Source organism: Leisingera sp. CC-HEC093 (assembly GCF_059429195.1).
On record NZ_JCAIJR010000001.1, the window covers coordinates 901,672 to 913,926 of the forward strand.

A 12,255-nucleotide genomic window follows, 5' to 3' on the forward strand; every position below is an offset into this window, starting at 1 on the left:
GCCAGCGGCGCTGCCACCACCCGACCCCTGTTCCACCTTGATCAGTTGCTGCGCGTCCAAGGGTAGCCCTTGGCTTCGAACTCAGACGTGAATTCAGCCACTGCTGCGGTGTAGGTGGCCATCAGCCGGTCCGCATCCAGACCAACGCTGCGGGCATTTTCCATCCAATCCGCAATAAAGGGTTCCGCCGCCTCATTCAGGGCAGCCTTGTCAGTATCGCTCAGCTCGATGACCTCGATCTTGCGGGCGGTTTCGCCTGCGGTCATCGCCTTCATCGCCTTGCTGTTGGCACCGGTCACAATCTTGGCAAACTGATCCGCCAGTTCCTCGCCCGCTTGCATCAGCACCTGCTGCTGCCCAGCCTCCAGGCTGTCAAAAACCTGCTTGTTCATGAACATGCCATAGCCGCCGATCTGTCCCCAGTTCAGCACAGTATAGCTGTCGATCACCTCGTCCCATTTCAGCGAGGGAACGATGTAGTCATAGCCCTGGCTGCAGTCGATCAGCCCGGTGTCCAGCCCCTGATAGGCTTCATAGACTGACAGGTTCACACGGGTTGCGCCCATTTCGCCAAAGACCTTGCCGTAAACGCCGGCGCCGCGAACCTTCTTGCCCTTGATGTCCTCAACCGAACGGATCGGCTCTCCGGCGCAGGCAACATTCACAGCCGAGGCGGTGAAGGTGCCGATATAGACCAGGTTTTGGCGGGCCAGATGCTCGGTAATCTGCGGTTCCGACCGCATCAGACGGTCGGCTGCACGCATGGCGACCCAGGCATTCGGCCCGCCGATGGGAAAGTCCGCCAGCGAATAGGCTGCCATTTCCTTCTGGAAATAGGCCGCAATGATCGACCCGGCATCCGCCACCCCGTCGCCGATCCCCTGCACTGCCGCGCTTGCCTTGAACAGCGCGCCGCCCCATTGGATGTCCATCTTCAGATCGCCTTCCGACAGCTCACCGATACGGCTGTTGTACCATTTCAGCGCGGCAGGAACCGTGCCCCGATCCGGGCCGCTGTGGCCGTAGTAAATCACGGTCTCCGCAGAGACCGCCGTCGCACCAAGACCGGCCGCAATGGTCAGCCCTCCCAGAATATTCCTAATCATCCCCATGGCTGGCATCTCCTCCTCAAAAGCCACTCTCTTAATTTCACTATGTAGAATTTTAAACTCATGTCCAGAATTTTATTTCACATATTGGAATTTTAAAAAGCTACCTGCATTTGACACGTAACAGAACAGGCCTCCCTCTTCTGCTCCTCTGCAGGACACAAAATTGGCGCAGCAGATCACACGCTTTCAGCCAGTTCGCTGGCAAAGGATTCGATCAGCTTCGCTTTAAGGATCTTACCTGTCGGCGCGGCAGGCAGGGCAGCAGCCACAATAATACGTGCCGGCCGTTTGTAGGGCGCAAGCCTGTCATGAAGAAAGGATTTCAGCTCAGCTTCCTTTACATTGCTGCCGGTGGCGGCGCTGACAAAGGCCAGGACTTCCTCGTTGCCTTCAACGGCACGGCCCACGACACTTGCCACTACTACATCGGGATGCTCGGTCAGCGCCGCCTCAATCTCCACCGGATAGACATTGAAGCCGGACCTGATGATCAGCTCCTTGGTGCGCCCGGCAATATGCAGCCGCCCTTCATCGTCGAAGCGGCCCAGATCACCGGTGCGGAAAAACCCGTCCTCGGTCAATGCCACCGAAGATTGCTCCGGATCGCGGAAGTAGCCCTTCATGACTTGCGGGCCGCCCACCAGGATCTCTCCTATACCTTCCTCCGGAGTAGCGCCCGGCGCCTCCAAGTCGAGCTTAAGGATGCAATCGCCCATCGGCAGGCCGACACTGATGTCAGGATCGCCGAATGCGTTGCGGGTGGCGCAGACACCCGCCGTGCCCTCAGTCAGCCCATAACCGTTTTGCAACGGCAGGCCATAAAACGCCTCTGCCTCGCGTTTCCAGGCCGGATCCAGGGGCGCACCGCCCGAGGAGACAAACCGCAGTTTTCCCGCATCATAGCGCGGCTTGCCGTGGGAGCGGGCATAGTTGAACAGATGCGCATGCATCTGCGGCACCGCGGGCAGCAGGGTCACATCCTCCTGCAGTGCCTGGTACAGGCGCTCTGCCGAGAATTGCGCCTCCATCCGCATCGCCGATTGCGCCAGGGTGACAGACAGCATGGTGACCAGTCCGAAAATATGGCTGAGCGGCAGCGCCAGATAGGTCACATCCGACTTTTTAATGCCCCGCACCTCGGCTGCGGCCGCCGCCCCTGCAATCAAGTTGGCATGGGTCAGCATCGCGGCCTTGGGGGTGCCGGTTGTGCCTGAGGTGTAAAGCAGAAGGGAGATCTGTTCGCGCCCGTCCCCTGACACCGGTTCCGGCGCAGCACCCGCGCGCTGCATCAGGGCTGCCGCGCCAAAGGCGCCCTGCACGTCCTGGGCGCCGTAGTGATCCGCATGGGTTCGGGCCGCCGCGGATGAGGCCGCTGTGAACACGACGGCACTGGGGTCGGAGTGGGCAAATATCCGGTCCAGCTCAGCCGTGGTCAGCCGCGCATTGATGGCAACCGCGGATGCGTCCAGCAGGCTTGCGCCAAAGAAGAATGCGATCACCTCGGTGCAGTTTTCAAACACCAGAACCACCCGGTCGCCGGGCTGGACACCCGCGGCCTTCAACTGCTGCGCCGCGGCGGATGCCGCTTGGGACATTTCCATCCAGGTGAGCCGGCGGCCATCCTGATCTACCAGCGCCAAAGCATCGGGGCGGGCGTCAGCGGCTGCCTGCAAAAGCCCGTGTACGCGATTTTGCATGTCTATTCTCCTCCCTTGCGCCCTCACGCCGCCAGGCCCAGCCGCCCGAAAACCGCCAGCGCCTCAGCCTCTAGCCGGGCGGTGATTTCGGCAAAAGGCTCCACCTTGTCCACAAACCCCAGCGCATGGCCCGCCGACAGCAGCCCCTGGGAGACGTCGCCAGTGGCATAGGCTTGGCGCCCTATCTTGCCGGACACATGCTTCAGCAGTTCCTGAATGCCTATCTCCGGATTGTCGCGCTCCAGCTTGGCAACTGTCTCGGTGGTTTGGTTGCGCAGGCTGCGCACAGTGTTGCGCACCGAGTGCATGGTCAGCTGCGTGTCCAACTCGCTCGCATTCACCATCGCCTGCTTGTAATCCGGATGCGCGGTCAGCTCGCTGGCAACCAGGAACCTTGTGCCCATCACCACGCCCGCCGCACCCATCACCAGCGCGGCCATGATCTGCTTGCCGTGCCCGATGCCGCCGCCGATCAGCCAGGGGATGGTCAGCCGGTCCTCAGCCAGGCCTGCATTGACCATGCTGCCCACCATATCCATTCCGGGATGGCCGCCACATTCGGCGCCGACAATCGACACCATATCGACTCCCACCTGTTCGGCCTTCACCGCATAGCGCAGGCTGGGCACCTTATGCAGCACGGTGATCCCGGCATCCTTTAGGATGGGCATAAACGCCTCGGGACTGCGCCCGGAGGTTTCAACAAACTGCACGCCTTCGTCCGCGATCAACCTGAACACCTCCTCGGTCTTCTCCCCCGGCACCAACTTGGGGATCATCGAGACATTGACGCCGAATGGCTTGCCATCGCACATCTCGCGGCAGCGGCGGATCTCGGTACGCAGATCGTCCATCTTAGGGAAACTGGCCGCAGTGATGAAAGAGATTATCCCCGCCCGTGCCGCAGCCGATACATATTCGGCATTGGCCAGCCATTGCAGGCCGCCCGCCACAACCGGCAGCCGGGTGCCATAGGTCCGGGTCACAGGCGTGTCGAAAATCGCAGGAAGAGCAGAAGTATGCATCATGTCGGTCTCCTTACCGGAATACTGGGGGTGTTTTGCTGAGAAAGGCGCCGATGCCCGCCTGGGCCTCGTCACCGCCAAGGGCCTTGGCCATGGCATCGCGTTCATGGTCGAGCTGGTCTTCGAAACTGGCGGTTTCGGCCTGATTGAGAAGCTTCTTGATGTCCGCAATCGCAATCTCAGGGCCACGGGCCACCGCATCGGCCAAGGCTTCGGCCTGCGCCAAGGTGCGCCCCTTGGGAGCCAGCTCCGTCACCGCACCCAGCTGGTGCATCCGCTCAGCGCTGAGCGGTTCCGCCAGCATAGCCATTCGCGCCACAGTTGCCCGCGGCAGTGCCTGTGTCAGGGCATAGGTGGCGCCGCCATCTGGCACCAGGCCCGCTTTGACATAAGCCAGAGTGAACTTGGCCCCGTCTTCCGCGACGATCATGTCCGCCGCCATCGCCAGGGACAGCCCGGCCCCGGCCGCGCCGCCTTCGACCGCTGCAATCACTGGCTTGGGGCAGTCCCGGACCGCACGGATCAAGGCGTTCAGCCTCCCGATCTGCACCTGCCGTTCTTCAAAGGACATCGCGCGGCGCTCCTTCAGCATGTTCAAGTTGCCGCCGGAGCAAAAGAACCCGCCCTCGCCCGCCAAGATCACCGCCGCAATCGCAGGGTCCCCTGCCGCTCGCGCCAATCCGTCCAGCAAGCCTTGGTAATATTCATAAGACAGGGCATTGCGCATTGCCGAGTTGCAGTTCCAGATAACCAGGGTCCTGTCGCGGACCTCATGCCGATAGAGCGCACTCATGCCGCATCCTCTACTGCTGGTCCGCGCACGCGTTTAAAGACACCGGTGGAGGCTGCGATCAGCCGCCCCGTTTCGTCCCGCAGGTCGCAAGAGACAAATTTGGTTGTGCCGCCGCCCCCAGTGATCCGTCCGGTCGCCCGCACGCGACCATGCCGAGCCACTGCCATGTAATTGACGTTCAGCGATAGGGTGAGGAAAGGGGTGGTGCCCCGCGGATCGCACGACAGGCTGGCAGTTATACCACTGGCAGTGTCCAGCAGCGTCGCTGCAACTCCGCCATGCAAGCCGCCCTGGCGATTTAGATGCAGGCTAGAAATCTCCAGCGCGCAATGCGCCTCAACCGCGTCCGGGTCAAGTTCGACGCCATAACCCATCGCTTCAAACAGCGGGAGCAGGGGTCTGTCAGGGCGGACCAACGGCATAGCTTATCCTGCCTTAAGCGCGATGAAGCGCTCCAAATGGTAATCGGAGTCGCCAAACAGATGGTCGATCATCGTCAGCCGACGGGCGAAATGAGACAGCGCATATTCATCAGTCATGCCGATGCCGCCATGCATCTGGATGCATTCCTCGGCCACCAGCGCCCCGGCCCGGCCAATCAGGTTCTTGGCGGCGCTGGCGTGGAATTTGCGCACATCACGCGGCTGATTCAGGTTGCCTGCCAGGTTGATCACGGCTGAGCGCGCCTGCTCCACCTCGATCAACATATCCGCCATACGGTGCTGCAGCGCCTGAAACTTACCGATCGGCATACCGAACTGCTTGCGCTCCTTCAGGTAGCTGATGGTCAGGTCCTTGGCGGCCTCCATTGCCCCCAACGCCTCTGCGCAGATGGCTGTCAGGCCACGGGCAACAGCGGCTTCCAGCGCGTCCAGCCCCTCTCCGGCAGCACCCAGCCGGGCCGCATCCGTCAGCTGCACCCCGTCCAAGGTAACCGTCGCAGAAGGAATCCCGTCCATGTTGCGATGGCCATTGACGGTCACGCCCGGCGTGTTTACCGGCACCAGAAACAGCGAAATGCCTGCCGCATCCGCAACCGCGCCAGCCTCCCGCGCCGAGACCACCAGCGTCTGCGCCTCAGCACCATAGAGCACATGGGTCTTGAGACCGTTCAGCACGATATCATCGCCGTCGGCAGACGCCGTGGTTTCCACATGGTTCAGGTCATAGCGCGCGCCAGCCTCGCCCTGCGCCAGCGCGGCCACATGGGTGCCGGCGATAATCTCATCCGCCAGCCCGCACTGGCGTTCGTTGCCGAGGCCTGCAATCAGCCCGCCCGCCAGCACGGCCGGCAGCACCGGTTCGACTACGCCCGCACGGCCCAGCTCCTCGAACACCACCGTCAGGTCAAAACCCTCGCCGCCGAAACCACCCTGTTCCTCGCGGAACATGGCCCCCAGCACGCCCATTTCTGCCAGCCCGGCATAGACCCCGGTATCATAGGGCTCAGCCGACGCAATCAGCGCGCGGCGGTTTTCATGCGAGTACTTGTCCGCCAGAAACCGCTGCAGCGTATCGCGGAGCATCATCCGTTCTTCGGTCAGATTGAAATCCATGTCGCCTGCTCCCGTTACAGCCCCAGAATGGCCTTGGTGATGATGGTGCGCTGCACCTCGTTCGAACCGCCAAAGATCGACAGCTTGCGCATGTTGAAATACCCAGGCGCCGCCGCCGCCGCATGGTCAGGGCCGAGGGCTGCTGCATTACTGCCGCCGTCCAGAAACTCAGGCTGGAACGGCAGCGCGTCCGGCCCCATCGCCCGGCGCAGCAGCGAAGTCAGCTCCTGCCGGATCACCGTCCCCTTGACCTTCAGCATCGAGCTTTCGGCACCGGGCGCCTGCCCCTTGGCCGCAGCCGCGACAACCCGCAGATTGGTGGTCGCCATGGCCATCAGGTCAATCTCCGCCTGCGCCATCCGGGCCGCGAAGTGCGGGTTCTCCGCCAGAGGCCGCCCACCGGACTGCACCTGCCCGGCAACATGTTTCAGCGTGACCAGCAGGGCGTTTGAAAAACCAACCCCGGCAATATTGGTGCGCTCATGGGTCAGCAGATACTTGGCATAGGTCCAGCCCTTGTTCTCCTCGCCTACCAGGTTCTCCGCAGGCACCCGGACATTGTCAAAGAACACCTCGTTCACCTCCGGCTCGCCATCAATCAGCACGATGGGGCGGACCGTGACACCGGGCGTGTCCATGTCGATCAGCAGAAAGGAGATGCCTTCCTGTTTCTTGGCATCCGGATCGGTCCGCGCCAGGCAGAAAATCCAGTTTGCGTGCTGGCCCAGCGTGGTCCAGGTTTTCTGGCCGTTGACCACATAGTGATCGCCGTCACGCACCGCTCGGGTCTTGACCGCCGCCAGATCGGAACCCGCGCCCGGCTCGGAATAGCCCTGGCACCACCAGTCCTGCCCGTTCAGGATACGCGGCAGAAAGCGCTGGCGCTGTTCTTCGGACCCAAAGGCCAGCAGCACCGGCGCCAGCATCGACAGGCCAAAGGGCAGGCTGCGCGGCGCGTGCGCCAGACAGGCTTCTTCCTCAAAAATGTGACGCTGCACAGCGTTCCATTCACAGCCGCCATAGGCCCGCGGCCAATTCGGCGCCAGCCAGCCGCGCGCATTCAGCAGGCTGTGCCACTGCTCAATATCCGCCTTGGCCAGCCGCTTTCCCAGCCGCACCTTTTCGCGCAGCTCATACGGCAGGGTTTCCTTCAGCCATTGGCGGACCTCTGTCCGGAACGCCTGTTCTTCCTTGGTGTAATTCAGATCCATCGCGTGGTGCCCCTCAGAAGATTTCAAACAGGCCGGTCGCACCCATGCCGCCGCCGATGCACATGGTGACAACGCCCAGCCTGGCGCCGCGCCGACGCCCTTCCAGCAGCAGATGCCCGGTCATCCGCGCGCCGGTCATGCCAAAGGGGTGGCCGATCGAGATCGAGCCGCCATTGACGTTGCAAATCTCCGGGTCGATCTCCAGCCGGTCGCGGCAGTAGAGCGCCTGGGAGGCGAAGGCCTCGTTCAGCTCCCACAGATCAATGTCGCTGACCGTCAGCCCGTGCCGCTGCAGCAGGCGCGGCACCGCATAGACCGGGCCGATGCCCATTTCGTCCGGCTCGCAGCCCGCCACGGCAAAGCCCTTGAAAGCGCCCAGCGGTTCAGCGCCTTCGCGCTCGGCCACCGCGCTGTCCATCAGCACCAGAGCCGCAGCGCCGTCGCTGAGCTGCGAGGCATTGCCCGCGGTCACGAAATGGCCATCGCCCTGCACCGGCGCGAGCCCCGCGAGTCCTTCGAGCGTGGTATTGGGCCGGTTGCAGTCATCCATGCCGAACGTCACCTCCTTGCGGGTGATCTCGCCGCTTTCCTTGTCCTTGAAAGCCTGGGTCACGGTGATGGGCACGATTTCATCGTCCAGCCTGCCCTCGGCCTGCGCCGCTGCAGTGCGTTTCTGGCTTGCGAGCGCCAGTTCGTCCTGCGCCTCGCGGCTGATACCATAGCGTTCGGCCACGATATCGGCGGTCTGGATCATCGACAGATACAGCTCCGGCTTATTCTCTAGGATCCATGCCTCCCGCGCCTGCGGCGGGCGTGCGGGCGGCATCTGGCTGATGCTTTCCACCCCAGCGCCGATGGCGGCCGGCGCGCCCTCCATCACAATCGAATGCGCCGCCATCGCAACCGCTTGCAGTCCCGAAGAACAGAAACGGTTCACAGTGGCCGCGGAAACAGAAACCGGCAGCCCTGCGCGGATCACGGAATGTCGGGCAATATTGGAACCCGTCCACCCCTCGGGATAGCCGCAGCCAACCAACGCATCCTCAATCAGATCCGGGGCAATTCCCGCCCGCTGGACTGCATGGCTGATGGCATGGCCTGCCATAGTTGCGCCGTGGGTTTCGTTGAATGCGCCACGGTAGGATTTGGCCAGACCCGTTCGCGCGGTGGAGACGATTACCGCCTGTCTCATTTGTTTCTCCTTCAGGTGTTTAGGCTGGCAAAAGTCCGGCCTTCAGCGGCCAGTTGCTCCAACAGAGGCGCTGGTTGCCAAAGCATCGGGTCCTCCTCGTGGAAGCGGCAGATATCCTTCAGGATTTTGTCCAGCCCTAATGTGTCGGCGTAATGCATGGGGCCGCCGCGCCAGCGCGGAAAGCCGTATCCGTTCAGCAAGGTCACATCCACATCCAGCGGCCGCAGAGCGATGCCGTCTCCGACCACTCGCGCAGCTTCGTTCACCATGGCAGCCATGTAGCGGCCAATGATCTCATCTTCGCTAATCACCCGTGGCGTAATGCCCTTGGCGGCACGCTCTGCTGCGATGATCTCTTCCACCTCGGGATCAGGCTGCGGCCCGCCGACGCCTTCTTCATAGATGTAAAACCCGCGCCCTGTCTTGCGCCCAAACCGGCCCAATTCGCACAGGCGGTCGGCAAACTGGGGGTAGGTTTCGAGCGGATCGCGCTCAGCCGCGAGGCGCTTGCGGTTGGCCCAGCCGATATCCAGCCCGGCCAGATCGCCAACGGCAAACGGCCCCATCGCCAGGCCGAACGCGGTCAGTGCCTTGTCCACCGCATAGGGGCTGGCCCCAGCCAGCACCATGCCGTAGACCGCCTTGCTGTAATAAGACAGGATCCGGTTACCGATAAAGCCGTCGCAGACGCCCGCGCGCACCGCTACTTTCTTCAGCCGTTTGGCCAGCGCAAAGCCCGACGCCACCGCATCCGGAGCAGTATCTTTACCCACCACAACTTCCAGAAGCTGCATCACGTGCGCAGGCGAGAAGAAATGCAGCCCAATCACATCTTGCGGGCGGCGGGTCATTGCCGCAATCCGGTCCAGATCCAGATAAGAAGTGTTCGAGGCTAGAATGGCGCCCGGCTTGCAGACCTCGTCCAGCCGGGTGAACACGTCCTTCTTGACGTCCATGCTTTCAAAGACAGCTTCGATCACCAGATCTGCTTGCGCGAAATCCTCGTAGCTGGTGGTGGTGCGGAACATTTGCGCCAGCATGGTATCCCGCCGCACCCCTGCCAGCTTGCCGCGTTTCACCGCACCGTCCAGCATCCTGCCGACGCTTTCCGCCGACCTGTCGGCCGCAGCTTCGTCGCGCTCTGCCAGGGTCACATCCAACCCGCTCAGCAGCGCGCTGACAGCAATCCCCGCACCCATGGTGCCACCGCCAACAACGCCCATCCGATGGATTGCGCGCGGTTCAACACCTTGGATTTCCGGCAGCTTCCCAACCTGGCGCTCGGCAAAGAAGGCGTGGATCAGCGCGGCGCTCTGGTCCGAGGCCATCAGCTCTTGGAACAAGGCGCGCTCTTTCTTCTGCCCTTCCTTGAACGGCAGCGACATCGCCGCCTCCACTGCATCGACGCAGGCCATTGGCGCAATCGCCCCGCGTGCGTCCTTGGCAACCTTGGCGCGGACGCCCTCCAGTTCTGCCGGCTCCAGTTTGTTGCACGGCAGGCTCCCCGCCGGGCGCGGCCGCTTGCCCGCAGCGATCAGCTCCCTGGCAAATGCAATACCTTCGGCGCGGGCATCGGCGCCGTCCGCGATCCGGTCAATCATTCCCAGGGAAAGCGCCACACCGGCGTCGACAGGCTTGCCGCCGGTGATCATCCGGACCGCATCCGCTGCAGGGATCAGCCGGGGCAGACGCTGGGTGCCGCCTGCGCCGGGCAGCAGACCCAACGACACCTCCGGCAGGCCGAAACGGGTGCCCTTAACAGCAATCCGGTAATGCGCGCCCAGGGCCACCTCCAGCCCGCCGCCCAGCACATTCCCATGCATCGCCGCAACAACCGGCACCGGCACCGCCTCAATTTCATTTACGAGATCCGGCAGAACCGGCGCCTGGGGTGGCGCGCCGAATTCCCGGATATCTGCTCCGGAAAAGAAGCTGCGGCCCGCGCAACAGATAACCACCGCCTTGGTTTCCGCGTGGCTCAGCGCGGACCGCAAACTGTCCCGCAGACCCGCGCGCACCGCATGCGAAAGCGCGTTCACCGGCGGATTGTCCACCCGCACAACAGCAACGCTTCCATCCATTGTCAGATTAACTTGGTTTGCCATCCGGTTCCTCCGCCCGTTGTCGCAGTATCTCTTGGCTTGGATTTCTGAGTAGCAACTTCGATCTATAATTTCAATATGTAAAATTACATTCCTCTTTGCGGAATTATTTACCACCGAGACGACTGCTCATCCGCAAAGTCACACAGGTCGCGGCGAAGAAGGCGAGCCAGAGGTGACCCGAGAAATCCGAACAGTTGAGTTAGGTGGAACTTTCGCTCCTGGTCCGGCAGCGTTGCCGGGACGAAGGAGCTAAGATGTCAAGACGACCAAGACGGAACCACAACCCTTCATTCAAGGCGAAAGTCGCTTTGGCGGCTTTGAAGGGCGACAGGACGATGAGCGAATTGGCGACGCAGTTCGACATCCATCCGAATCAGATCAAGCAGTGGAAAGATCATCTGCTCGACGGCGTGACGGATGTCTTCGACGACAAGCCGAAGGCGTGAAAAGTACCTGAGATCGATGTCAAATCGCTGCACGCGAAGATTGGCTAGCTTAGGCTGGAACATGATTTTTTGGAAGGAGCGTTCGCCAAGATCGGTCTGTTGGGGAACGCAAAGAAATGACCAACCACGATCACACGCTGAGCCTGTCCCGTCAGGCCGATCTGCTCGGAATACCGAGAGCGGTGTAGCCGTTCAGAACGGCGATGCGAACTTGCAGCTCGGCGACCTGTCGTTCGAAGCCTTTTGCCATCAGGGATTGGCCGAGCAGCTTGATGCAGTTCATCCTTGACTCGACCCGGCTCCGGCAGTGATATCCGCTCCACCGTCGCCAGATGGCGCGGCCGAGATACTTGGATGCGCGCAGGACTTCGTTTCGTGCCACCGCGCCCGGGCTCGTTGGCTTCCAGGGAGTGGCATTTTTGCGGGGCGGGATAACAGCGGCGGCACCACGAGCGGCGATCGCCTCGTGTCATTTGCGAGTGTCGTAGGCCCCGTCGGCGGTCACGGAACTGATCTCTTCGTCTGCCGGGATTTGGTCAAGGAGATCAGGCAGAATGGGCGCATCACCGATGTTGCTTCCGGTGACTTCGACGGCCCGAACCTCCAGCGTTTCCTCATCGATGCCGATGTGTATCTTGCGCCAAATGCGCCGCCTGGGGCCACCGTGCTTACGGGCGTTCCACTCGCCCTCACCCTCGGCCTTGATACCGGTGCTGTCGATCAGCAGATTCAGCGGACCCACGCCGCCACGGTACGGGATAGCCACGTTCAGCTTTCGTTGGCGGCGACACAGGGTACTGAAGTCCGGCACGGCCCAGTCCAGACCGACCAGCCGCAGAAGGCTTTGCACGAAGCCCGCCGTCTGCCTCAGTGGCATCCCGAACAGTACTTTCAGGGTTAGGCAGGTTTGGATCGCGGCGTCGCTGAACTGGCACCGGCGACCGCGCTTGCCAGTCGGCGGCGGCGTCCAGATCATCCTCGGATCAAACCAGATGGTCAGAGAACCGCGTTGCTTCATTGTAAGACGACCAGTTCGTGGTCTTGTATCTCGTAGTGGCCCAACTGCTCATGCGACCCAGCTACCATGCTGGATTCACCTCGTGAATCCAATGTAGTAG

The 12,255-nt window shown here is 62.1% G+C and carries 9 protein-coding genes and 2 pseudogenes; 1 reads left to right on the plus strand and 10 read right to left on the minus strand.

The genetic code is table 11. From position 1 onward, the window contains the following. Nucleotides 1-41: 41 nt before the first annotated feature. The 9 genes from AC5STB_RS04490 to AC5STB_RS04530 form a co-directional block, all read right to left on the minus strand. Nucleotides 42-1,112 carry a C4-dicarboxylate TRAP transporter substrate-binding protein gene (locus tag AC5STB_RS04490; RefSeq protein ID WP_495441779.1) on the minus strand — a complete coding sequence of 357 codons (1,071 nt, stop codon included), beginning with the start codon at nt 1,110-1,112 and terminating at the stop codon, nt 42-44. 176 nt (nt 1,113-1,288) lie between these two features. Then, nucleotides 1,289-2,809 (minus strand): class I adenylate-forming enzyme family protein, encoded by a 1,521-nt coding sequence (locus AC5STB_RS04495; RefSeq protein WP_495441780.1) that lies wholly within the window; start codon nt 2,807-2,809, stop codon nt 1,289-1,291. Nucleotides 2,810-2,832: 23 nt separating this feature from the next. After that, nucleotides 2,833-3,837 (minus strand): NAD(P)H-dependent flavin oxidoreductase, encoded by a 1,005-nt coding sequence (locus AC5STB_RS04500; protein ID WP_495441782.1) that lies wholly within the window; start codon nt 3,835-3,837, stop codon nt 2,833-2,835. Between the two features lie 10 nt (nt 3,838-3,847). After that, nucleotides 3,848-4,627, minus strand: a complete 780-nt coding sequence (locus AC5STB_RS04505; RefSeq protein WP_495441783.1) for an oxepin-CoA hydrolase, alternative type — start codon at nt 4,625-4,627, stop codon at nt 3,848-3,850. Then, nucleotides 4,624-5,049, minus strand: a complete 426-nt coding sequence (locus tag AC5STB_RS04510; protein WP_495441784.1) for a PaaI family thioesterase — start codon at nt 5,047-5,049, stop codon at nt 4,624-4,626. The genes AC5STB_RS04505 and AC5STB_RS04510 overlap by 4 nt, the downstream gene beginning before the upstream one ends. 3 nt (nt 5,050-5,052) lie before the next feature. Continuing rightward, a complete protein-coding gene (locus AC5STB_RS04515) occupies nt 5,053-6,183 on the minus strand; it encodes an acyl-CoA dehydrogenase family protein (protein WP_495441785.1) in 1,131 nt (376 codons plus the stop codon). A 14-nt stretch (nt 6,184-6,197) separates the two neighbouring features. Beyond that, nucleotides 6,198-7,394: an acyl-CoA dehydrogenase family protein gene (locus AC5STB_RS04520; protein ID WP_495441786.1), complete on the minus strand. Its 1,197-nt coding sequence runs from the start codon at nt 7,392-7,394 to the stop codon at nt 6,198-6,200. 13 nt (nt 7,395-7,407) lie between these two features. Next, nucleotides 7,408-8,586, minus strand: a complete 1,179-nt coding sequence (locus AC5STB_RS04525; RefSeq protein ID WP_495441787.1) for an acetyl-CoA C-acyltransferase — start codon at nt 8,584-8,586, stop codon at nt 7,408-7,410. Nucleotides 8,587-8,597: 11 nt separating this feature from the next. Continuing rightward, a complete protein-coding gene (locus tag AC5STB_RS04530) occupies nt 8,598-10,691 on the minus strand; it encodes an FAD-dependent oxidoreductase (protein ID WP_495441788.1) in 2,094 nt (697 codons plus the stop codon). A 254-nt stretch (nt 10,692-10,945) separates the two neighbouring features. On the opposite strand from AC5STB_RS04530, the pseudogene AC5STB_RS04535 reads away from it, so the two are divergent. Next, nucleotides 10,946-11,316 (plus strand): annotated as a pseudogene (locus tag AC5STB_RS04535) (transposase); the annotation flags it as partial. Here AC5STB_RS04535 and AC5STB_RS04540 read toward each other — a convergent pair. After that, nucleotides 11,289-12,207, minus strand: a pseudogene (locus AC5STB_RS04540) (IS5 family transposase). The pseudogenes AC5STB_RS04535 and AC5STB_RS04540 sit on opposite strands and share 28 nt — an antisense overlap. Nucleotides 12,208-12,255: the final 48 nt, after the last annotated feature.

Bases quoted from the DNA above. Each gene is read 5' to 3' on its own strand.
- AC5STB_RS04525 (WP_495441787.1), bottom strand. From the start codon at position 8,586: ATGAGACAGGCGGTAATCGTCTCCACCGCGCGAACGGGTCTGGCCAAA.
- AC5STB_RS04510 (WP_495441784.1), bottom strand. From the start codon at position 5,049: ATGCCGTTGGTCCGCCCTGACAGACCCCTGCTCCCGCTGTTTGAAGCG.
- AC5STB_RS04495 (WP_495441780.1), bottom strand. From the start codon at position 2,809: ATGCAAAATCGCGTACACGGGCTTTTGCAGGCAGCCGCTGACGCCCGC.
- AC5STB_RS04515 (WP_495441785.1), bottom strand. From the start codon at position 6,183: ATGGATTTCAATCTGACCGAAGAACGGATGATGCTCCGCGATACGCTG.
- AC5STB_RS04490 (WP_495441779.1), bottom strand. From the start codon at position 1,112: ATGGGGATGATTAGGAATATTCTGGGAGGGCTGACCATTGCGGCCGGT.
- AC5STB_RS04520 (WP_495441786.1), bottom strand. From the start codon at position 7,394: ATGGATCTGAATTACACCAAGGAAGAACAGGCGTTCCGGACAGAGGTC.
- AC5STB_RS04530 (WP_495441788.1), bottom strand. From the start codon at position 10,691: ATGGCAAACCAAGTTAATCTGACAATGGATGGAAGCGTTGCTGTTGTG.
- AC5STB_RS04505 (WP_495441783.1), bottom strand. From the start codon at position 4,627: ATGAGTGCGCTCTATCGGCATGAGGTCCGCGACAGGACCCTGGTTATC.
- AC5STB_RS04500 (WP_495441782.1), bottom strand. From the start codon at position 3,837: ATGATGCATACTTCTGCTCTTCCTGCGATTTTCGACACGCCTGTGACC.